Origin of the sequence: Mycobacterium heidelbergense (assembly GCF_010730745.1) — a bacterium.
Lineage (GTDB): Bacteria > Actinomycetota > Actinomycetes > Mycobacteriales > Mycobacteriaceae > Mycobacterium > Mycobacterium heidelbergense.
Map to the genome: position 1 here is coordinate 2,677,933 of NZ_AP022615.1, position 21,993 is coordinate 2,699,925.

General features: G+C 65.6%; 22 protein-coding genes and 1 pseudogene. 17 read left to right on the plus strand and 6 right to left on the minus strand.

Going from position 1 to position 21,993, the window contains the following annotated elements; genetic code table 11:
- Positions 1–4: 4 nt before the first annotated feature.
- From fadD17 to G6N25_RS12595, 3 genes are all read right to left on the minus strand, one after another.
- Entirely contained in the window at positions 5–1,510 is a 1,506-nt protein-coding gene (gene fadD17 / locus G6N25_RS12585; RefSeq protein WP_083072345.1) for a long-chain-fatty-acid--CoA ligase FadD17, read from the minus strand.
- Between the two features lie 145 nt (positions 1,511–1,655).
- The gene (locus G6N25_RS12590) at positions 1,656–2,753 is read right to left on the minus strand and encodes an acyl-CoA dehydrogenase family protein (RefSeq protein WP_083072344.1); all 1,098 of its coding nucleotides are present in this window, start codon (positions 2,751–2,753) and stop codon (positions 1,656–1,658) included.
- A gap of 33 nt (positions 2,754–2,786) precedes the next feature.
- Positions 2,787–3,965 (minus strand): acyl-CoA dehydrogenase, encoded by a 1,179-nt coding sequence (locus G6N25_RS12595; protein WP_083072343.1) that lies wholly within the window; start codon positions 3,963–3,965, stop codon positions 2,787–2,789.
- A gap of 212 nt (positions 3,966–4,177) precedes the next feature.
- Between G6N25_RS12595 and G6N25_RS12600 the strand changes: the two genes are divergently transcribed.
- The 12 genes from G6N25_RS12600 (at position 4,178) to G6N25_RS12655 (ending at position 16,065) form a co-directional block, all read left to right on the plus strand.
- Positions 4,178–4,369, plus strand: coding sequence for a ferredoxin (locus G6N25_RS12600; RefSeq protein WP_083072342.1), 192 nt, complete (start codon positions 4,178–4,180; stop codon positions 4,367–4,369).
- Between the two features lie 24 nt (positions 4,370–4,393).
- Positions 4,394–5,326: a 3-oxoacyl-ACP reductase gene (locus G6N25_RS12605; RefSeq protein ID WP_083072341.1), complete on the plus strand. Its 933-nt coding sequence runs from the start codon at positions 4,394–4,396 to the stop codon at positions 5,324–5,326.
- A 235-nt stretch (positions 5,327–5,561) separates the two neighbouring features.
- Complete coding sequence (locus tag G6N25_RS12610) at positions 5,562–6,326, plus strand: MlaE family ABC transporter permease (protein WP_083072340.1); 765 nt, start codon at positions 5,562–5,564, stop codon at positions 6,324–6,326.
- Positions 6,327–6,345: 19 nt separating this feature from the next.
- Complete coding sequence (locus tag G6N25_RS12615) at positions 6,346–7,188, plus strand: MlaE family ABC transporter permease (RefSeq protein WP_083072339.1); 843 nt, start codon at positions 6,346–6,348, stop codon at positions 7,186–7,188.
- 7 nt (positions 7,189–7,195) lie between these two features.
- Positions 7,196–8,398: an MCE family protein gene (locus tag G6N25_RS12620; RefSeq protein ID WP_083072338.1), complete on the plus strand. Its 1,203-nt coding sequence runs from the start codon at positions 7,196–7,198 to the stop codon at positions 8,396–8,398.
- On the plus strand, positions 8,398–9,450 hold the full coding sequence (locus tag G6N25_RS12625) for a virulence factor Mce family protein (RefSeq protein WP_083072337.1): 1,053 nt from the start codon (positions 8,398–8,400) through the stop codon (positions 9,448–9,450). The genes G6N25_RS12620 and G6N25_RS12625 overlap by 1 nt, the downstream gene beginning before the upstream one ends.
- The gene (locus G6N25_RS12630) at positions 9,404–10,540 is read left to right on the plus strand and encodes a virulence factor Mce family protein (protein ID WP_372506956.1); all 1,137 of its coding nucleotides are present in this window, start codon (positions 9,404–9,406) and stop codon (positions 10,538–10,540) included. The genes G6N25_RS12625 and G6N25_RS12630 overlap by 47 nt, the downstream gene beginning before the upstream one ends.
- Positions 10,537–11,985, plus strand: coding sequence for a virulence factor Mce family protein (locus G6N25_RS12635; protein WP_083072335.1), 1,449 nt, complete (start codon positions 10,537–10,539; stop codon positions 11,983–11,985). The genes G6N25_RS12630 and G6N25_RS12635 overlap by 4 nt, the downstream gene beginning before the upstream one ends.
- Positions 11,982–13,139, plus strand: a complete 1,158-nt coding sequence (locus G6N25_RS12640) for an MCE family protein (protein ID WP_083072334.1) — start codon at positions 11,982–11,984, stop codon at positions 13,137–13,139. Before G6N25_RS12635 ends, G6N25_RS12640 begins: the two co-directional genes overlap by 4 nt.
- 12 nt (positions 13,140–13,151) lie before the next feature.
- Positions 13,152–14,873 (plus strand): virulence factor Mce family protein, encoded by a 1,722-nt coding sequence (locus G6N25_RS12645; protein WP_083072333.1) that lies wholly within the window; start codon positions 13,152–13,154, stop codon positions 14,871–14,873.
- Complete coding sequence (locus G6N25_RS12650) at positions 14,873–15,565, plus strand: mammalian cell entry protein (RefSeq protein ID WP_179961668.1); 693 nt, start codon at positions 14,873–14,875, stop codon at positions 15,563–15,565. Before G6N25_RS12645 ends, G6N25_RS12650 begins: the two co-directional genes overlap by 1 nt.
- Positions 15,565–16,065, plus strand: a complete 501-nt coding sequence (locus G6N25_RS12655; RefSeq protein ID WP_083072332.1) for a mammalian cell entry protein — start codon at positions 15,565–15,567, stop codon at positions 16,063–16,065. Before G6N25_RS12650 ends, G6N25_RS12655 begins: the two co-directional genes overlap by 1 nt.
- Positions 16,066–16,117: 52 nt before the next feature.
- Here the strand turns inward: G6N25_RS12655 and G6N25_RS12660 are convergent, their stop codons facing one another.
- From G6N25_RS12660 to G6N25_RS12670, 3 genes are all read right to left on the minus strand, one after another.
- On the minus strand, positions 16,118–16,696 hold the full coding sequence (locus G6N25_RS12660; protein WP_083072331.1) for a hypothetical protein: 579 nt from the start codon (positions 16,694–16,696) through the stop codon (positions 16,118–16,120).
- A gap of 80 nt (positions 16,697–16,776) precedes the next feature.
- Positions 16,777–18,285 (minus strand): alpha,alpha-trehalose-phosphate synthase (UDP-forming), encoded by a 1,509-nt coding sequence (locus tag G6N25_RS12665; protein ID WP_083072330.1) that lies wholly within the window; start codon positions 18,283–18,285, stop codon positions 16,777–16,779.
- Positions 18,286–18,450 (minus strand): hypothetical protein, encoded by a 165-nt coding sequence (locus G6N25_RS12670; protein ID WP_142272461.1) that lies wholly within the window; start codon positions 18,448–18,450, stop codon positions 18,286–18,288.
- 89 nt (positions 18,451–18,539) lie between these two features.
- On the opposite strand from G6N25_RS12670, the gene G6N25_RS12675 reads away from it, so the two are divergent.
- From G6N25_RS12675 to G6N25_RS12695, 5 genes and pseudogenes are all read left to right on the plus strand, one after another.
- Complete coding sequence (locus tag G6N25_RS12675; RefSeq protein WP_142272460.1) at positions 18,540–18,872, plus strand: hypothetical protein; 333 nt, start codon at positions 18,540–18,542, stop codon at positions 18,870–18,872.
- Positions 18,873–18,897: 25 nt separating this feature from the next.
- A pseudogene (locus tag G6N25_RS12680) lies at positions 18,898–19,069 on the plus strand (DivIVA domain-containing protein); the annotation flags it as partial.
- 154 nt (positions 19,070–19,223) lie between these two features.
- The gene (locus G6N25_RS12685) at positions 19,224–20,165 is read left to right on the plus strand and encodes an enoyl-CoA hydratase (RefSeq protein WP_083072328.1); all 942 of its coding nucleotides are present in this window, start codon (positions 19,224–19,226) and stop codon (positions 20,163–20,165) included.
- Positions 20,166–20,288: 123 nt separating this feature from the next.
- Entirely contained in the window at positions 20,289–21,119 is an 831-nt protein-coding gene (locus G6N25_RS12690) for an SDR family oxidoreductase (protein WP_083072327.1), read from the plus strand.
- 17 nt (positions 21,120–21,136) lie between these two features.
- A complete protein-coding gene (locus G6N25_RS12695; protein WP_083072326.1) occupies positions 21,137–21,928 on the plus strand; it encodes an SDR family NAD(P)-dependent oxidoreductase in 792 nt (263 codons plus the stop codon).
- The last annotated feature ends 65 nt before the right edge of the window (positions 21,929–21,993 follow it).

Below are 21,993 nucleotides of genomic sequence, written 5' to 3' on the forward strand. Positions count from 1 at the left end.
GCGGCTATCGGCGAATCGGCCACACCGGATCATCGCACTCGACACCCTGGGCCGACAACTGCCGCTTGACCACCTTGAACGTCGCCGTCCGCGGCAGCTCGGCGCAGACCCGCACGTACGACGGCCACTGCTTGGGCCCCAGGTCGGGCTGATCGGCCAGGAAGGCCCGGAACCTTTCGGGATCGAACTCGACCCCAGGCGCCAGCACCAACGCGGCCATCACCCGGTCGCCGACGATGGGATCGGGCACCGCGTACACCGCCACCTCGGTCGCGTCAGGGTAGCGCAGCAGCACCCGCTCGATCGGGGCCGCGCCGAGGTTTTCGCCGTCGACCCGCATCCAATCGCCAAGCCGCCCGGCGAAATACGCATAGCCGTCCGCATCGCGATAGGCCAGATCGCCGCTGTGGTAGACGCCGCCGGCCATCCGCTCGGCCTCGGCCGCCGCGTCGTTGTAGTAGCCCTCGAAACGGCCCGGCCCGGCGGTGTTCACGAGCTCGCCGACCACTCCGACCGGGCAGGGCTCGCCGGTGTCGGGGTCGACGATCTCGACCCCCGCGAGCAGCGGCCCCAACGAACCCGGCGGGGTGTCCGGCGTGCGGGCGATCGCCACGCCGCCTTCGGTCGAACCGAACCCGTCCTGCACGACACACCCGAACCTGCGGCCGAAGCGCTCGATGTCGGCGGGCACGCCCTCGTTGCCGTACACGGCGCGCAGCGGGTTGTCCGCATCGTCGGGCCGCTCGGGCGTGGCAAGCACATACGACAACGGCTTTCCCACGTAGTTGGCGTAGGTGGCGCCGTAGCGGCGCACGTCCGGCAGAAACCCGGACGCAGAGAACTTGCGCCGCAAGGCCATTGACCCCCGGCATGCCACGGCCACCGACCACCCGACCAGCACCGCGTTGGAATGAAACAGCGGCATCGACACATAGCAGACGTCGTCGGGCCCGAGGTCGAACCGCTGCGTCATCGTCACGCCGGCGATCGCCACCTTGCCGTGGCTGCACTTGACCGCCTTCGGATCGCCACTGGTGCCCGACGTGAAGATCAGCATGAACAGATCCTCGGGTGAGGCGCGCCGAAAACGCGGCTCGGCGTCCCCATGTGCGGCCACCTCGTCGGCCCACTCGGGGGAATCGACGTTCACGTGACCGATATCGCCCAGCGACACGGCCGAATTCGAGTCGGCCAGCACCAACTGGCAGTCGGCGTGGGCGATGTCGCGGGCCAGCGCTTCGCCGCGGCGCACCGGGTTGAGCCCCACCGGCACGATCCCCGACATCCCCGCCGCCACCAGCATCGCCGAGAAGAACGGGGTGTTCTCCAGCAGCACGCCGACGTGCGGCGGCCGCGTCGGGTCGAGGCGCTCGCGCAGCGCCGCGGCGATCGCGGCACCGTGCCGGACGTGGTCGCGCCAGCCGGTGAACGAGTCTTCGAAGTAGACGCCCCGGTCGTCGATCTCGGCCAGCGGCACCAGAAGTTCGGTGACGGTGGGGTTGCTCGTCAAAGTTTGGTCCCCTTTACCCTGCGCCGAGCGTCACGCCAGCGTGGCTCGCGGGTGCGAGCGCCACGCTGGCGTGACGCTCGCAAGCGGGTGGGGGCACCTCCCGCTCGCGGGGGAGTACCCCCAGCTCCGCCGGCGGGCAGCAACCTCAAGCAGGGGTTTCCGCAAGTTCACGGCCGATCCGGCGCAGCTGTCCCGTCGCACCGCCCAACACGAACTCGGTTTCCTTGGCGGACAGGAAATAACGGTGCGCCGGGTGGTCGGTGTCGACGCCGACGCCGCCGTGCACGTGCACGATGGTGTGCGCCACCCGGTGCCCGGCGTCGGCGGCCCAGAACGCCGCGCTGGCCACGTCGATTTCGGCGGCGATGTCCTCGGACACCTTCCAGGCCGCCTGGATGAGGGTGAGCCGCAGCCCCTTGACGTCGATGTAGCCGTCGGCCAACCGCTGCGAAACGGCCTGGAAGCTCCCGATCGGGCGATCGAATTGCTCGCGTTCGCGGGCGTATTCGGCGGTCATCTGCAGCCCCCGCTCCAACACCCCGAGCTGAAACGCGCTGCGGCCCAGGGTGGAAAGCGTGCCGAGCCACGCGGCCACTTCACCCCCGCCGACCCGCCGCGAGCCGTCCACCGCGACACCATCCAGCGCCAGGTGTCCGACGCTGCCCAGTCCGGTGGTGTCCAAAGCCGTCACCGTCACCCCGGGGTCGTCGGCCGCGACCAGGAAAACGGCGGTGCCCGAATCGGTTTCGGCGGGGACCAAAAAGCCGTCGGCCACCGGGGCATAGCCGACCAGCGTGCGGGTGCCGGTCAGTCGATAGCCGTCGTCACCGCCGACCGCCTGAACCGGACCCTCACCCATCTCGCCGTCCAAAGCGACGGTGAGGATCTTCTCGCCCTTGACCGCCGGCACGCCCCAGTCCTGCTGCAGTTGCTCGGAGCCGAACCGGGCCAGTGCGCCAGAGCCCAGCATCACCGATTCCAGGTAGGGCACGGCGGCCATCTGATGACCGAGCGCGACCAGAATCGCCACCTGCTCGAGCACGCCGAAACCGTCGCCGCCCACCGCCGACGCCGCCGCGCTGGACAGGATGTCGGAGTCGATCAGCTTGCGCCACAACTTCTTGTCGAACCGTTGATCGAGCCCGTCCAGTTCGCGTTGATGCTCCGGTGTGCACACCGAGTCCACGATGGTGTCGACCAGCCCACCGAGGTCGATGGCCGCTTCGGTTGTCGTGAAGTCCATAGAATGTTGTCCTTTTGAAAATAAACAGTGGGGTCAGCGGTTGCGCGGCAGTCCGAGCGCGACCATGCCGATGATGTCGCGCTGGACTTCGTTGGTGCCGCCGCCGAAGGTCAGGATCAGGCACGCACGATGCATCCGCTCGACCCGGCCGCGCAGCAGCGCGCCCGGTGAATCCTGGCGCAGCGTCGCGGCGGTGCCCAGCACCTCCATCAGCAGCCGGTAGGCCTCGGTGGCCAGCTCGGTCCCGAACACCTTGGCGGCCGATGCATCGGCGGGCGAGAGGGCTTCACTCGAAGACGACGCGAGCTCCCAGTTGATCAGCTTGAGCACCTCGGCCTTGGCGTGCACCCGGGCCAGGTTCAACTGCACCCATTCCGAGTCGACGAGCCGGGCCCCGCTGGAGTCCTTGGTGTTCTGCGCCCACTCGCGCACCTCGCGCAGGGCCAAAAAGATCGGCTGCGGCGACACCAGGGCGACCCGCTCGTGGTTGAGCTGGTTGGTCACCAGTTTCCAGCCGCCGTTCTCCTCGCCGATCAGGTTGCTCACCGGGACCCGCACGTCGGAGTAATAGGTGGCGCTGGTGTCCACGCCGGCCATGGTGTGCACCGGCGTCCAGGAGAAGCCTTCGGCGGTCGTCGGCACGGTCAGCATCGAAATGCCGCGGTGCTTCTTGGCGTCCGGGTTGGTGCGCACCGCCAGCCACACCCAGTCCGCATAGGCGATCAGGCTGGTCCACATCTTCTGGCCGTTGATCACGTAGTCGTCGCCGTCGCGGACCGCGGTGGTGCGCAGGTTGGCCAGGTCGGTGCCGGCGCCGGGCTCGGAGTAGCCGATCGAGAAGTGCAATTCCCCCGCAGCAATGCGCGGCAGGAAGAACTTCTTCTGTTCCTCGGTGCCGAACGCCATGATCGTCGGCGCCACGCTGTTGATCGTCAGGAACGGTACCGGCACGCCGGCGACCGCGGCCTCGTCGGTGAAGATCAGGGAGTCCATCGGGGAACGGTCCTGGCCGCCGTACTCCTTGGGCCAGTTCAGGGTGAGCCACCCGTCCTTGCCCATCTGCGCGACGGTGTCGCGATACGCGGTGCCGGTCCCGACCTCGCCCTGCGTCGAGCTCAGTGCCTCGCGACGCTCGGGGGTCATCAGCGTGGTGAAGTACGACCGCAGCTCGCGACGCAGCTCCTCCTGTTCAGGGGTGTAACTGATGCGCATTCCAAGCCGTCCTTCGCTTAAACGTCTGTCTAAATAAGAGGCCGCGTCACGGGCCGCGGCTCGACCAACGGATACCCATTCGCCTTCCCGGTTGTAACACGTTCTAGTCTGGGAATCCAGCGACCGTTTCCCCTGAGACATCGGGGCCCTATGGTGTAGCTACATACTGACGGGGCGTGTGCTCAGGTCGAAGGCCAGGCGAGGAGGGTGCCGTGCGGGTGATCGTGGATCGTGACCGGTGCGAAGGTAACGCGGTGTGCTTGGGAATCGCACCGGACATCTTCGACCTGGACGATGAGGACTATGCCGTCGTGAAGATCGATCCGATTCCATCCGACCGAGAGCAGCTGGCCGAACAGGCGATCGCCGAATGCCCGCGCGCAGCCCTGTTGCGCAGCGACTAAACACAGACTAGAGGTATTCATAAATTGACTAGCAGCACAAACGTGACCGATCTGTCCGGGAAGGTCGCGGTGGTGACCGGTGCCGCCGCGGGGCTGGGACGAGCCGAAGCGCTCGGCTTAGCCCGGCTCGGCGCCACCATCGTCGTCAATGACATCGCCGCCGCGCTGGATGCCTCCGACGTCATCGACGAGATCAACTCGGTTTGTTCGGACGCCGGCTCCAAAGCCGTCGCGGTGGCCGGCGACATCAGCCAACGCGCGACCGCCGACGAACTGATCGCCTGCGCCGACGGCCTCGGGGGCTTGGACATCGTCGTGAACAACGCCGGGATCACTCGCGACCGGATGCTGTTCAACATGTCCGACGAGGAATGGGACCTTGTTATCGCGGTGCACCTGCGCGGCCATTTCCTGCTGACGCGCAACGCGGCCACGTACTGGCGCGCCAAAGCCAAAGACGCCAAGGACGGCGAGGGAAAGATCTTCGGCCGGCTCGTCAACACCTCGTCGGAGGCGGGACTGGTGGGCCCGGTGGGGCAGGCCAACTACGGTGCGGCCAAGGCCGGCATCATCGCACTCACCATGTCGGCCGCGCGGGCGCTGGGCCGCTATGGCGTGTGCGCCAACGCGATCTGTCCCCGGGCCCGCACGGCGATGACCGCCGACGTCTTCGGCGCGGCACCGGACACGGAAGGCGACGTCGACCCCCTGTCGCCGGAGCACGTGGTGAGTCTGGTCAAGTTCTTGTCATCGCCGGCCGCCGCGGAGGTCAACGGTCAGGTGTTCATCGTTTACGGCCCTCAGGTGACACTGGTCTCCGCGCCCACGGCGGAGCATAAATTCACGGCCGACGGGCCGGCTTGGGAGCCGGGCCGGCTCAGCGACACGCTGTATGAATACTTTGCTGGACGTGATCCAGAGCGGGGCTTTTCCGCGGTCGGACTGATGGAGCAATAGCCGGATAAAGCTACTTGACAACCAGGAATCGCCAAGTAGAACTTGTGTCAGTTTGAAGCAAAGCGGTACCGGTGAGCTGGCCAAATTAACGCTTTCGACACAGAAATGCTGTTCATTGACACGGTGTACTTTATCTGGGTTAATATGGTCCGGCTCACACCGAGCCGCTTGTGACTGAAGACCGCGTAGAGGCGACGTACAGGATTCGCCGCGAGCAGCGAAGGGGGGCACCAAGTTGATCGAACAACTTACGGTTCCCGCCCGCGCCGTCGGCGGGTTCTTCGAGATGATGATCGATACCGGCCGTGCGACTTTCCGACGGCCGTTCCAATTGGGTGAGTTCCTCGAACAGACCTGGATGATCGCTCGCGTGTCGCTGGTTCCGACGCTGCTGGTGTCGATCCCGTTCACCGTCCTGGTCGCGTTCACCCTCAACATCCTGCTCCGCGAAATCGGGGCCGCCGACTTGTCCGGCGCCGGAACGGCATTCGGCACCATCACCCAGCTGGGCCCGGTGGTGACCGTGCTCGTCGTCGCGGGCGCCGGCGCCACCGCGATCTGCGCCGACCTGGGTGCCCGCACCATCCGCGAAGAGATCGACGCGATGCGGGTGCTCGGCATCGACCCGATCCACCGGCTCGTCGTGCCACGGGTTTTGGCCTCCACGGTGGTCGCGCTGCTGCTGAACGGTTTGGTGTGCGCCATCGGTTTGTCCGGCGGCTACGTGTTCTCGGTCTTCCTGCAGGGTGTCAACCCGGGTGCGTTCATCAACGGGTTGACGGTGCTTACCGGACTGCGCGAGCTGGTTCTCGCCGAAGTCAAGGCGCTGCTGTTCGGTGTGATGGCCGGGCTGGTCGGGTGTTACCTCGGCCTGACCGTCAAGGGTGGGCCCAAGGGCGTCGGCAACGCGGTCAACGAAACCGTCGTCTACGCATTCATCTGCCTGTTCGTCATCAACGTGGTGATGACCGCCATCGGCGTGCGGATCTCGGCCAAGTGATGAGGCGGATGAGTACCCGATGAGCTACGACGTCACCTATCGGCTCCGTAACCTCGCGTCGAGGCTGCAGGGGCCGGTTGACGACTTCGGTGAGCAGGCGCTGTTCTACGGCCAGACCATGCGCTATGTCCCCAACGCGCTTACCCGGTACCGGCGGGAGACGATCCGGCTGGTGGCCGAGATGACGCTGGGCGCAGGGGCGCTCATCATGATCGGTGGCACGGTCGGCGTTGCGGCCTTTTTGACCCTGGCCTCCGGTGGAGTCATCGCCGTGCAGGGTTACTCCTCGCTGGGCAACATCGGTATCGAGGCGCTGACCGGGTTCCTGTCGGCGTTTCTGAACGTCCGTATCGTGGCGCCGGTGATTGCGGGTATCGCGTTGGCGGCCACCATCGGTGCCGGCGCGACCGCCCAGCTGGGCGCCATGCGGGTTTCCGAGGAAATCGACGCCGTCGAAAGCATGGCGGTGCACTCGGTGTCGTATCTGGTGTCAACCCGACTGATCGCGGGGCTCATCGCGATCATCCCGCTGTATTCGCTGTCGGTGCTGGCCGCGTTCTTCGCCGCCCGGTTCATCACGGTCTTCGTCAACGGCCAGTCGGCGGGCCTGTACGACCACTACTTCAATACATTCCTCATCCCGTCGGACCTCCTGTGGTCGTTCCTACAGGCCATCGTGATGTCGATCGCGGTGATGCTCGTCCATACTTACTACGGCTACAACGCATCTGGTGGTCCGGTCGGAGTCGGCATCGCGGTCGGCCAAGCCGTGCGGACCTCGCTGATCGTCGTCGTCGTCATCACCTTGTTCATCTCACTCGCCGTTTACGGCGCGTCCGGTAACTTCAATCTCTCTGGGTAAGGGGACGATGTCACAAGGCGTATCGCGACGGTCAACTGTCCGGCTGGCAGCAGCGCTGCTGGCCGCTTTGATGGTGGCATTCGCCGTCCTGACATACCTTTCCTACACGGCGGCTTTCGCCTCGATCGACACCGTCACGGTCTCCGCGCCGCGGGCCGGGCTGGTGATGGACACGGGCGCCAAGGTCAAGTACCGAGGCATCCAGATCGGCAAAGTCACCGACATCAGCTACAGCAACGACCGGGCCCGCCTGACGCTGGCCATCGACAGCGATGAGATGCACTTCATTCCCTCCAACTCGACGGTCCACATCGGGGGCAACACCATCTTCGGCGCCAAGTCGGTGGAATTCATTCCGCCCCAGGCGCCTTCGCCGACGTCGCTTCGCCCGGATGCTCTTGTGCAGGCCTCGGCGGTGCAGCTGGAAGTCAACACGCTGTTCCAGTCGCTCGTCGACCTGCTGCACAAGGTCGACCCGGTCGAGTTGAACGGGACGCTGAGCGCATTCGCCGAAGGTCTCCGTGGCCATGGGGATGATTTGGGCTCGCTGCTGTCGGGACTGAATACCCTGACGCAGCAGACCAATCCGAAGCTGCCCGCCCTGCAGGAGGACTTCCGCAAGACCGGGGTCGTCACCAACATATACGCCGACTCCGCCTCCAATTTGAATACCGTTTTCGATAATTTGCCGACGATCAACAAGACGGTCGCGGACCAGCAGAAGAATCTCAACACCACGCTGTTGGCCACCATCGGCCTCGCCAACAACGCCTATGAGACGTTGGAGCCGGGCGAGCAGAATTTCATCGACGCCATCAACAGGCTGCGGGCGCCGATCAAGGTGGCCGCCGACTACTCACCCGAGTTCGGCTGCCTGTTCGCGGGCATCGACCGAGGCATCAAGGAGTTCGGTCCGTCGCTCGGTATCCGCAAGGCGGGCCTATTCACGTCGTCGAGCTTCGTGTTGGGCTCGCCGTCGTACACGTATCCGGGGAGCCTGCCGATCGTCAACGCCTCGGGCGGCCCGAACTGTCGTGGATTGCCGGACATCCCGAGCAAGCAGAACGGCGGATCGTTCTACCGCCCGCCGTTCCTGGTCACCGACAACGCCTACATCCCCTACGAGCCGTTCACAGAGGTGCAGTTTGACGCGCCCTCGACGCTGCAGTTCTTGTTCCACGGCGCTTTCGCGGAACGGGACGACTTCTGATGGCGGCCTCGGGGATGCCCTCGCACCGGTCGATGGTGACCAAGGTCAGCATTTTCGCGGTAGCCATGCTGATCGTGGCCGCCGGTTTGGTGGTGGTCTTCGGTGACTTCCGGTTCGGTCCCGAAAGCACTTACCATGCAACCTTTATCGACGCGTCGCGGTTGAAGGCGGGCCAAAAGGTTCGCATCGCGGGGGTACCGGTGGGTTCGGTAGAGGGCGTCAAGCTCAACCCGGACAATAGCGTCGACGTGAAGTTCGGAGTCGACCGCCGCTACACGTTGTACTCGTCGACGCGCGCGGTGATCCGGTACGAGAACCTGGTCGGCGACCGGTTCCTGGAGATCACGTCGGGCCCGGGGGAGCTGCGGAAGCTGCCGCCGGGCGGGACGATCAATTCTCAGCACACCCAGCCCGCCTTGGATCTCGATGCGCTGCTGGGCGGCTTGAAGCCGGTGATCAAGGGTCTGGACGCCGACAAGGTCAACACCATCAGCAGCGCTGTCATCCAGCTGCTGCAGGGCCAGGGTGGTGCGTTGTCAAACGTGCTGGCCGACACCAGGTCGTTCTCGTCGGCGCTGGGCCAGCGCGATCAGCTCATCGGTGACGCGATCACCAGCCTCAACACGGTGCTGGGCACCATCGACCAGAGGAGCGCGCAATTCTCCACCAGCGTTGACCAGCTGCAGCAACTGATCACCGGGTTGGCGAAGAACAAGGACGCGGTTGCCGGCGCCATCCCGCCGCTGGCATCGACGACGACGGATCTGACCGAGCTGCTGAAGAACTCGCGCCGACCGCTGCAGGGCATCTTGGAAAACACGCGGCCGCTGGCCACCGAGCTGGATGACCGCAAGGCCGAGGTCAACAACGACATCGAGCAACTGGGCGAAGACTACCTGCGGTTGTCCGCGCTCGGCGCCTACGGGTCGTTCTTCAACATCTACTTCTGCTCCGTGACGATCAAGATCAATGGACCGGCCGGCGGCGACATCCTGCTGCCGCTCGGTGGCCCGGTGGATCCCAGCAAGGGGAGGTGCACTTTTGCCAAATAAAGGAGAAGTGCCGAATACAGGAGAAGTGCCAAGTACGCAACGGCGTGAACGCGATCCGCTCCGCACCGGCGTCTTCGGTCTGGTGCTGGTGGTCTGCGTGGTACTGCTGGCATTCGGCTACGCGGGGTTGCCGTTCTGGCCGCAGGGCAAAACGTACGACGCGTACTTCACCGACGCCGGCGGCATAACGCCCGGCAACCCCGTTTACGTGTCGGGCTTCAAGGTCGGCAAGGTGCGGTCGGTGGGTCTGGCCGGAGACAGCGCCAAGGTGACCTTTTCTGTCGATCGGCACGTCACCGTCGGTGACCAGTCGTTGGCCGCGATCCGTACCGATACCATCCTCGGTGAGCGCTCCATCGCGGTGAGCCCGGCCGGCGGCGGCAGGGCGACCACCATTCCGCTGAGCCGGACGACCACGCCGTACACGCTCGCCGGCGCGCTCGAGGACCTTGGTCAAAACGCGAGCAATCTGAACAAGCCGCAATTCGAACAGGCCTTGAACGTTCTCACCGACACGCTGCACGACGCCACCCCGGAGCTGCGCGGCGCGTTGGACGGGGTGACGTCGTTGTCGCGCACCCTGAATCGGCGTGACGAGGCGCTGCAAGGCCTGCTGGCACACGCGAAGTCGGTGACATCGGTGTTGTCGCAGCGCGCCGAGCAGGTCAACAAGCTGGTCGACGACGGCGACCAGTTGTTCGCCGCGCTCGACGAGCGCCGCGCCGCACTGGGTCGGCTGATCTCGGGCGTCAACGATGTCTCGGCCCAGATTTCCGGCTTCGTCGCCGACAACCGCAAGGAGTTCGGCCCGGCCCTGAGCAAGCTCAACCTGGTGCTGGACAACCTCAACGAGCACCGCGACTACATCACCGAGGCCCTCAAGCGGCTGCCCTCCTACGCCACCGAGCTGGGCGAGGTGGTTGGCTCCGGACCCGGATTCAACGTCAACGTCTTCGGTGCGATACCGGCGCCGCTGGTTGCGGCGATGTTCGACTTCTTCTACCAGCCCGGCAAGCTGCCGGCGAGCATCGCCGACTACCTGCGCGGGAATATCCAAGAACGCTGGATCATCAGGCCGAAGTCGCCATGATCACACAGACTTTTGACAGCCGACGGCTGCGTAACGTCACCATCATCGCGCTGGTCGCGGTGTTGCTGGGGGGCGTCTACATGCTGTTCTCGTCCGGCGGCAACGGCCGAAAGATCGTCGGCTACTTCACATCTGCTGTCGGGCTCTATCCCGGAGATCAGGTCCGCATTCTCGGAGTCCCGGTGGGCTCGATCGACACGATCGAGCCGCGGCCTTCCGACGTCAAGATCACCATGTCGGTATCCAGGGACGTGAAGATCCCCAATGACGTCAAGGCCGTCGTCATGTCGCCGAACCTGGTGGCGGCCCGATTCATTCAGCTCACCCCGGCCTACACCGGCGGGGCGGTGCTGCCCGCCGGGGCAAGCATCGACCTGGCTCGCACCGCGGTCCCGGTGGAATGGGACGAGGTCAAGGAGTCGCTGACCCAACTGGCCGTCCAGCTGAGTCCGGCGGCCGGAAAAATGCAGGGGCCGCTGGGCGCGGCGATCAACCAGGCCGCCGACACCCTTAACGGCAAGGGCGAATCGTTCCACAACGCGCTGCGCGAGCTTTCGCAAGCCGCTGGGCGGCTTGGGGATTCGCGCAGCGACATCTTCGGCACGGTCAAGAACCTGCAGGTCCTGGTCGACGCGCTGTCGAAGAGCAACGAACAGATCGTGCAATTCGCCGGAAACGTCGCATCGGTATCGCAGGTGCTCGCCGACAGCTCGCGCCACTTGGACACCACCCTGGGCACGCTGAACAAGGCACTCTCGGACATCCGAGGGTTCCTGCACGAAAACAACTCGACGCTGGTGGGTACGGTCGACAAGCTCAACGACTTCGCCCAGACGTTGAGTGACCAGAGCGAGAACATCGAGCAGGTGCTGCATGTGGCGGGCCCGGGTATCGCCAACTTCTACAACATCTACGACCCCGCGCAGGGCACGCTGAACGGCCTGCTATCGCTACCCGAATTCGCCAACCCCGTGCAGTTCATCTGCGGTGGGACCTTCGACACCGCCGGCGCCGGGGGGCCACGTGCTCCCGACTATTTCAAGCGCGCCGAGATCTGTCGTGAGCGACTGGGGCCAGTGCTGCGCCGGCTCACCGTCAACTATCCGCCGATCATGTTCCACCCGCTCAACACCATTACGGCGTATAAGGGTCAGGTGATTTACGACACCCCGGCCACCCAGGCCAAGGCGCAGACACCGATTCCACAGCTGACCTGGATACCGGCCAAAGGCACGCCGCCAACGCAGAACACAACGGATTTGCAGAGCCTGCTCGTCCCGCCTCCCCCGGGAGCTAGCCCCGCTTCAAGCCCGGCGCCGGCTGGCGCGAGCCCCGGTCCCGCGCCAGGTCCCATCCCGGGCTCCGCCTTCGGTCCCCCGCCGGGACCCCCGCCGGCCGCAGCGCCAGGCCCGTCGGCGCCGGCCGAGGAGGGGAGCGGCGGATGAAGCGAATCTGGTTGCGTGGCAGCGCTTTAGCGGCAGGCAGCGCGCTGCTCGCCGGGTGTCAATTCAGCGGGCTGAACTCGCTGGCGTTGCCCGGCACCGCCGGCCACGGCGGCGGTGCATACACGGTCACCGCCGAGATGCCCGATGTGGCGACCCTGCCGCAGAACTCGCCAGTGATGGTCGACGACGTCACCGTCGGCAGCGTCTCCGGCATCCAAGCCGAGCAGCGACCCGACGGAACCTTCTATGCCGCAGTCAAGTTGGCGCTGGACAAGAATGTGGTGCTGCCGGCCAACGCGACGGCGACCGTTGCCCAGACGTCGCTGCTGGGCTCGCTGCATATCGACCTGGCTGCCCCGAAGGAAAAGACGGCGACCGGCAGGCTGGTCAACGGGTCGAGAATCACCCAGTCCAGCACCGGCCGATTTCCCACCACCGAAGAGGTGCTTTCGGCCCTCGGGGTGGTGGTCAACAAGGGCAACCTCGGTGCGCTGGAAGACATTACTAATGAGACATACCAGGCCATGGCGGGCCGGCAGAGCCAGTTCGTCGACTTGGTGCCAAGACTGGCGGAATTGACGGCGGGGCTCAACCGGCAGGTCGACGACATCATCGACGCGGTCGACGGGTTGGACCGATTCTCGGCGAGCCTGGCGCACGACAAGGACAACCTGGGTCGGGCGTTGGACACGCTGCCCGAGGCGATTCGCGTGCTCAACAAGAACCGGCAGCACATCGTCGACGCGTTCGCCGCGCTGAAGAAGCTGGCCAACGTGACGTCGCACGTGCTCTCGAAAACCAAGGTGGACTTCGCCGAAGACCTTAAGGGCCTGTATTCGGTCGCCAAGGCTCTCAACGACAACCGAAAGAATTTCGTCACCTCGCTGCAGATATTGCTGACATTCCCGTTCCCCAACTTCGGCATCAAGCAGTTGGTGCGTGGTGACTACCTCAACGTGTTCACCACCTTCGATCTCACCTTGCGCCGGCTCGGCGAGACGTTCTTCACCACGTCGTATGCGCTCGATCCGAACATGATGCACATGAACGAGATCCTCAACCCGCCCGATTTCTTGACGGGTGAGCTGGCCAACCTGTCCGGACAGGCGGCCGATCCGTTCAAGATCCCGCCCGGCACGGCGTCGGGACAATAGGGGGCCGCGCGAATGCTAGACAGACTGACCAAGATCCAGCTCAGCATCTTCGCGGTGATCACCGCCGTGACGCTGATTGTGATGGCGATCTTCTACCTGCGGCTGCCCGCGACGTTCGGGCTCGGGACCTACGGCGTCAGCGCCGACTTCGTCGCCGGTGGTGGCCTCTATAAGAACGCCAATGTCACGTACCGCGGTGTGGCCGTCGGCCGGGTCGAGTCGGTGGGACTGAGCCCCAGCGGCGTTATCGCCGAAATGCGGCTGAACAGCGGGACTCCCATTCCGTCGAACGTCACCGCCTCGGTGAAGAGCGTGTCGGCCGTCGGCGAGCAATACATCGACCTCGTGCCGCCGAGCGACCCGTCATCGGCCAAGCTGCACAACGGATCCCGGATCGACCGGCAGAACACCCGGATCGGCCAGGACGTCGCCGACCTGTTGAAGAAGTCCGAGACGCTGGTCAACAGCCTCGGTGACACCCGGCTGCGGGAACTGTTGCACGAGACGTTCATCGCGGCCAACGGATCCGGTCCCGAGCTCGCCCGGCTTATCGAATCGGCCCGCTTGCTGGTGGACGAGGCCAACGCCAACTATCCGCAAGTCTCGCAGTTGATCGATCAGGCGGGTCCGTTCCTGCAAGCCCAGATTCGCGCCGGCGCCGACATCAAGTCGCTGTCCGATGGGCTGGCGCGGTTCACCTCCGAGGTGCACCAGGCCGACCCCCAGCTTCGTTCGACGCTGGCGACCGCCCCGGACGCGATCGACGAGGCCGATACCGCGTTTTCCGGCATCCGTCCCTCCTTTCCGGCGTTGGCGGCGAGCATGGCCAACCTGGGCCGGGTGGGCGTCATCTATCACAAGTCGATCGAACAGCTGCTGGTGGTCTTGCCGGCGCTATTCGCCGCGATCATCACGGCGGCGGGCGGCTCTCCCCAGGACGAGGGCGTCAAGCTGGACTTCAAGATCGACCTCGGCGACCCGCTGCCGTGCTCTGTCGGCTTCGTGCCCCCGCCGCTGATGCGCACGCCGGCCGACGAGACGCTGCGCGAGCTCCCGAAAGACATGTACTGCAAGACCGCTCAGAACGATCCCAGCGATGTTCGCGGTGCCCGCAACTATCCGTGCCAGGAGTTCCCCGGCAAGCGTGCGCCGACGATTCAGCTGTGTCGTGACCCGAAGGGCTACGTGCCGGTTGGCCGTAACCCCTGGCGCGGTCCACCGGTCCCCTACGACACACCGGTGACGAATGGGCTGAATATATTGCCGCCCAACAAGTTCCCGTACATCCCCCCGGGCGCTGATCCCGACCCGGGCACCCCGATCGTTGGGCCGCCCCCGCCCGGTGTGATACCCGGCCCGGGTCCGGTGCCGCGTCAGCCGGCGTATGTTGTTCCACCGCCCAACGACAGCGGGCCGCCGCCGGGCAACCCGTCGTGGATGCCGCCGGGACTCCCGCCGGCGCCGCCGCTTCTTCCATATCCGAAGTGGTTGCCTCCGCCAGCGCCACCGGAGGGGATCAATCCTCCGCCGGCGGGCCCGGGCCCGGAGAAGTCGTGGGGGCCGCCGCCCGGCCCGCAGCCACAGGCCAGCGGTCCGGCCTACACAACCTATGACCAGCACACCGGAGCCTTCGTGGATCCGGCAGGTGGCACTGGTGTTTTCGCGCCCGGCGCCAGCGGGGCCTCGAGTGCCGAGAATTGGGTCGACCTGATGCGTGATCCGAGGCCGATGTAGTGGCGGACGACCGAGCGACGCCACCGCGCGTTCGTCGGCGGGCATCACGTGCGGTGGGCCCGGCGAGTAGCTCGAGCGAGGCCGTGACGGTTCAGGTCGACGTTGCGGCCGAGCCGAAGCAGCCGGCGAAAACCGTCACGGCCCTCAAGCCCGTCAAGCCGCCGCCACGGCGGCCCGCCCACCGGGCTCTGGTCGGGTGGATCTCATTTGCCGCCGCGCTGTTGGCAATTGGCGCGCTGGCCGGGTGCCTGACCTTCCTGGTCACCCAGCACCGCCACGCCGAGGCCGAACAAGCCCGCGATCAGCGCTTCGTCGACACCGCCACCCAGACGGTCGTCAACATGTTCAGCTACAAGCAGGACAACATCGACGACAGCGTGAACCGGTTCTATAACGGCACCAGCGGTCCGCTGCGCGGCATGCTCGGCGCCAACAACAACATCGAGAATCTCAAGGCCCTGTTCCGCTCCACCAACGCGACATCGGAGGCAGTCGTCAACGGTGCCGCTCTCGAGGGCATCGATTCGGTTACCGACAACGCGTCAGTGCTGGTGTCGGTGCGGGTGACGGTGGCCGACATCGATGGGGTCAACAAGCCGTCCATGCCGTACCGGATGCGGGTCATCGTGCACGAGGATGACGCTGGGCACATGACCGGCTACGACATCAAATATCCGGACGGGGGTAACTGATGCGCTGGCCCCGATTTCCGAGGTGGCTGATCGCCGTCACGGGCTGCCTGGTGGTGGCGGGCATCGTCGGGTTGTCCGCGGCGGCGGGCTGGTTCTACTGGGATCGGGTGCAGGCCCGCGGCGAGCAATCGGCGCGGGCGGTGTTACCGCGGCTGGCTGTCGTGGAGATACCCGCGGTTTTCGCCTACGACTACCAGACCGTCGAACGCAGCCTCGCCGGGGCGTATCCGCTGCTGACGCCCGACTATCGCCAGGAGTTCCAGAAGAGCGCCAATGCGCAGATCATCCCGGAGGCCAAGAAGCGCGAGGTGGTCGTGCAGGCCAATGTCGTTGGTGCCGCGGTCATGTCCGCCACGCGGAATTCGGCCTCGGTGATGGTCTACTTGAACCGCACCGTGACGGACAAGTCGCGGCAGCCGCTCTACGACGGCAGCCGGTTGCGGGTGGACTTCAAGAAGATCGGCGACAAGTGGCTGATCGCCTACATCACACCGATCTAGCCCCGGCCCCATGAAGCCCTAAACCGGTAGTCACACCGGCCGCACGCCAAGCTCAGTAGCAAATCGCAATGTCGTTGCATTGCAACGGGTAACGCTGGACGGGGCTGGGCGCGGGCCCAACGAGTACCAGCGAGAACGGTTGCTTGGTCATCGAGGGTTCCAGACCGCATTCGGCGCCGTGCAGGCTGGTGTGCGTGCCACTGAGCGTCTCGTTGTCGAAAGCGTAGGTTTCGGTGGATGCGGCGGTGCCGCCGCCTGGGCATGAAACGCCCTCGGGAATCTTCGCCTGGAAGGTCCAAAGCCCGCTCACCAGCCGGGCCCTGCCGCTGAAGTTCTGCACCTTGTCCTGGTGGCCGATCTGTTCGGATGTCGCGCTCACCACATTCAAGGCACAAAAGTCCGCCATGATATCGGGGTTGGAATAGTCCTTGTAGTAGCGGCTTCCGTTTACCTGATCGCAGAGCGCCGTGACCTGCCAGGTGACCCCGGACACGCCTGCCTGGTTAAAGGAGTAATTGCCGTCCGCCGGCGGTGCGACCGCATTCGCCGGGCTACCGGATTCCAGCGCGATACCCACTGCGACCACCGAGAAGATGCCGGCGCCCGCGGCCAGTCCCCGACGAAGATTCACGACATTCCTCCATTCATGCTGCAATGAGTATCACAGCGTTTCGCCCGGAATACCATGGGATTTGCAGAGCTAAATCCGAGCTAAATCGAGTCGCGCGGATGCGACTCGGCGAGCGCATCGAGAAATGACCGCGCCCAGCGGTCGACGTCATGGGCGAGCACCTGGCGCCGCAGCGCGCGCATCCGGCGACGCCCCTCCTCGGCGGATTGGTTGAGCGCCGCCTCGATCGCGTCCTTGACCCCCTCGAGGTCGTGGGGGTTGACCAGATAGGCCTGTCGGAGTTCGGCTGCGGCCCCGGTGAATTCGGACAGGACCAGCGCGCCGCCGAGGTCGCTGCGGCAGGCCACATACTCCTTGGCCACCAGGTTCATCCCGTCGCGCAGCGGGGTGACCAGCATGACGTCGCTCGCCACGAAGAACGCGACGAGTTCTTCGCGCGGAACCGGACGGTGCAGGTAATGCACCACCGGGTGACCGACCTCGGCGTACTCGCCATTGATGTGGCCGACCTGGCGTTCGATGTCGTTGCGCAGAATCTGGTAGCTCTCCACGCGTTCGCGACTGGGTGTGGCCAGCTGCACCAGCACGGTGTCATCCCGTTTCGCGCGGCCCTCGGCGAGCAACTCGGAAAAGGCTTTCAGCCGAACGTCGATGCCCTTGGTGTAGTCGAGCCGGTCGACGCCGAGCAGGATCTTGCGGGGGTTGCCCAGCTCGGCCCGGATCTCCCGGGCGCGACGCCTGACGTCGCGATGGCGGGCAGCGTGGTCGAGGGCGGTGGAGTCGATGGAGATGGGAAAGGCGCCGACCCGAACGGTGCGGGACCCGAGCTCCACCTCACCGAACCGCGACCGCACCCCGACCGATCCCCGAGATGTGTTGACGCCGATCAACTGCCGGGACAAAAACAGGAAGTTCTGGGCACCCCCGGCCAGATGGAAGCCCACCAAATCGGCACCGAGTAGACCCTCGACGATCTCGGTGCGCCACGGCATCTGCATGAACAACTCGACCGGCGGGAACGGAATATGCAAGAAGAAGCCGATGGTCAGGTCCGGCCGTAGTTCGCGCAGCATCTTGGGGACCAGTTGCAGCTGGTAGTCCTGCACCCACACGGTCGCGCCGCGGGCCGCGGCGCTGGAGGTGGCCTCGGCGAAGCGGCGGTTGACGTCGACGTAGCGCTCCCACCATTCGCGGTGGTAGATCGGTTTGACGATGACGTCGTGGTACAGCGGCCACAGCGTGGCGTTGGAAAATCCCTCGTAGTACTCGGCGACGTCGTCGGAGCTGAGCCGCACCGGACGAAGCTCTAGGTCATCCTCGACGATGGGTTCGGCGTCCACGTCTACCGCGTCGTCATCGGACCCGTCGTCGATGACGCCCGGCCAGCCGACCCACGCCCCGCGCCGGCGACGCAACAGCGGTTCCAGGGCCGTGACCAACCCTCCGGGGCTGCGCTTCCAGGCCGTGGTGCCGTCGGGAAGCCGCTCGAGATCGACCGGCAGCCGATTGGCAACCACCACAAAGTCGGAATTACCGAAGTGCTCGGGCTTGGACGTCTTCTTCGACGACTGGCCTCGGCTGGGAGCCATTTAGGTGTCGAGTTTGGCCGGTCCAATACCGAGCATGGACAAGAAAACGCGGCACTCGTCGGCGTCGTTCGCGTACGCGGCGACGACCCGCCTGGCCTGGCTTGCGGTGCTGTCGGCCAGCGGCTCCACGTCACCGATTTCGCCAGGTTCAGATTTCGTAGGCATGACTTAACTGTAGGCGACGCTTCTATTGGCCCGCAGCCGTCTGGGACTTGCGGGCGACGATGGGCATGGGCCGGCCCAAACTGTCAGCGGTGTGCGATCCCGCACCTGAACGGCGGCCGGCGTTCATGCACGCGTCCGAATTTGTTCACGAAATGTCAAATATCCCGGCCGCCGGGAAGGAGATAATTTCAGCAGAATTAGAGCCCGATTACCTCGGCGCGCCCGCCGAAGTTTGCGCAATCCGGATCGGCGGCCGGACGGGGCCACCGGCGCGCCGCGGCGGCACCGATCACCCCCGCGACGTGGTAAAACCTCGCCACGTTGCTGATGCTCGGCTGATTCAGTTGCGCAAGGGCAAAGTAAGGCGTCGTCACAACAAAGGCATTATCCTGGGCCGACGGCCTTTTTTGGCATTCCCCTGACGTCCGAGACTCCGGGACAGGAACAATGGCTCTCACTCCGGCTGATGTCCACAATGTCGCGTTTTCGAGGCCGCGAATCGGCAAGCGTGGTTATGACGAGCAAGAGGTCGATCTCTTCATCGACCTGGTCGAACAAGAGCTGCTTCGGCACATCGCGGAGGACACCCGACTTCGCAATCTGTACGCCGAACTCCGCGATCGGGGCCCTGATCAAATCGGCCGCGGCCGTCCTGGCGGCCGCATTGGATCGGCCATAGTTCGGCTCTCGGCGGACAACCCACCGGCGACCCGCTTACACACTCGCCGTAATGTGTAAACACGGCGGATCCGACAACAAACGAGGTGGGCGGAATGACACTCTCCGACCAAGCCGGCGCCCGGGCCGGTTCCAAGTCGACCGACGCCGACGAGCTGGTGGCCTACGAAACCCTCGATGAGGGCCGTATCGCCCGGATCTGGCTCAATCGGCCCGAGGCCCATAACGCGCAAAACCGCGGTCTGCTGGTCCAGCTCGACGAGGCGTTCTTGCGCGCCGAGGCCGACGACACGGTGCGCGTGGTGATCCTGGCGGCGCGCGGCAAGAACTTCTCCGCCGGTCACGACCTGGGCTCGGAGCTGGCGCTCGCGGAGCGGCAGCCCGGACCGGGGCAGCTCCCGAGCTTTCGCATCAACGGCGCGACCCGCGATCCGGTCGCGGAGAAGACCTATCTGCAGGAGTGGCATTACTTCTTCCAAAACACTTGCCGCTGGCGTGATTTGCGCAAGATCACCATCGCCCAGGTGCAGGGCAACGCGATCTCGGCGGGCCTGATGCTGATCTGGGCGTGCGACCTGATCGTCGCCGCCGACAATGCCAAGTTCAGCGACGTGGTGGGCGTGCGCATGGGGATGCCGGGCGTCGAATACTACGCTCACCCTTGGGAATTCGGGCCCCGCAAGGCCAAGGAGCTGTTGTTGACCGGTGATGCGCTCGATGCCGAGGAGGCCTACCGGCTTGGCATGGTGTCCAAGGTTTTCCCGGTTGACGAGCTGGCCGACAAGACGCTGGAGTTCGCGCGGCGCATCGCCGAGCGTCCCACGATGGCGGCCCTGTTGATCAAGGACTCGGTCAACGCCGCCTCCGACGCGATGGGATTCACCGAGGCGCTGCGGCACGCGTTCCACATTCACGAGCTGGGGCACGCACACTGGGCGGCCCACAACGAGAACAGATACCCGATCGGCCTGCCGCCCGACGTCGAGGACTGGCGCAACGCCAAGCCGACGAAGCTGGCCCGCCGCGACACGCCCTAACACCTGCCGTCCCGCCGGGCACGTCCGCGGCGACCAAACCCCTTCTCGGCAGAGGCCAATGTGGCTGGTGTGACCGCTGGCCTACACTAGAGCCCGTTTCAGTTTCGGCGTAAGGGGCTCGGGGTGCAGCTTTCTTTCGAAGACCGGACGTACCTGGTCACCGGTGGCGGCAGCGGGATCGGCAAGGGTGTGGCCACCGGGCTGGTCGCGGCCGGGGCCGCCGTGATGATCGTCGGCCGCAATCCCGACCGGCTGGCGACCGCCGTCAAAGACATCGAGGTGCTCAAGGCCGACGGCTCGATCCGCTATGAGCCCGCCGACATCACCAACGAGGAGGAGGCAGCCCGCGCCGTGGACGCCGCGACGGCGTGGCACGGGCGGCTGCACGGCGTGGTGCACTGCGCGGGTGGCTCGGAGACCATCGGCCCGATCACCCAGATCGACTCCGACGCCTGGCGACGCACGGTCGACCTCAACGTCAACGGCACCATGTACGTGCTCAAGCACGCCGCGCGTGAACTGGTGCGGGGCGGCGGCGGCTCGTTCGTCGGGATCTCGTCGATCGCGGCCAGCAACACCCACCGCTGGTTCGGCGCCTACGGGGTCACCAAGTCGGCCGTCGACCACATGATGATGTTGGCCGCCGACGAGCTCGGCCCCTCGTGGGTTCGGGTCAACAGCATCCGCCCGGGCCTGATTCGGACGGATCTCGTTGTGCCCATTACGGAGTCGCCGGAGCTGAGCGCGGACTACCGCCATTGCACGCCGCTGCCGCGGCCGGGTGAGGTGGAGGACGTCGCCAACCTGGCGATGTTTTTGCTCAGCGATGCGGCCAGCTGGATCACCGGACAGTGCATCAACGTCGACGGCGGCCACATCTTGCGGCGCGGCCCCGACTTCTCGGCGATGCTGGAACCCGCGTTCGGTGCCGACGGGCTACGCGGGGTGGTTTAGGAGCACAGGAGCGGCAGATGAAGCGACTCGAGGGCAAGCGGATCCTGGTGACGGGCGCCGCTTCGGGGATCGGCCAGGCCACCGCGCTGCGGTTGCTCGACGAGGGCGCCACCGTGGTGGCGTCCGACGTCGCGGAAGACGGCCTGGCCGCTACCCGGGCGCGGGCGCAGGAGGCCGCGACGGCCGACCGCCTCGCCACGATGCCGATGGACGTCGGCGACGAGGATTCGGTGATCGACGGCGTGCGCGGGGCCGTCGAGACGCTCGGCGGCCTGGATTCCCTGGTCAACGCGGCCGGCATTCTGCGCGCCGCCCACACCCACGAGACCAGCCTCGAACTGTGGAACCGGATCGTCGGCATCAACCTGACCGGAACGTTTCTGGTGGTGCGCGAGGCGCTCCCATCGCTGTTGGCGAATCCGCGCAGCGCGATCGTCAACTTCAGCTCCACGTCGGCGTCCTTCGCCCACCCCTACATGGCGGCCTACGCGGCGAGCAAGGGCGGAATCCAGGCCTTCACCCATTCGCTGGCACTCGAGTACGCCAAGGAGGGCCTGCGCGCGGCGTGCGTGGCGCCCGGCAGCATCAAGTCCGGAATCACCGATGCCACAGGCGGATACATCCCGAAAGACGCCGACTGGTCGTTGTTCCCCAGGCTCATGCCGATCCTGCCCACGACCGTCGAGTCCAGCGGAGCCGGGATGGCCGAGCCCAGCGCGATCGCCGGTGTCATCGCCATGCTGGTGTCCGACGACGGGGCCTGGATCACCGGCACCGAAATCCGCATCGACGGCGGCACGCACGCCTGAGTCGACTCGGTGCGCTTACGGGTAATGGGTCCGATTTGAATCAATCAATTTGAGCCGCGATGGCG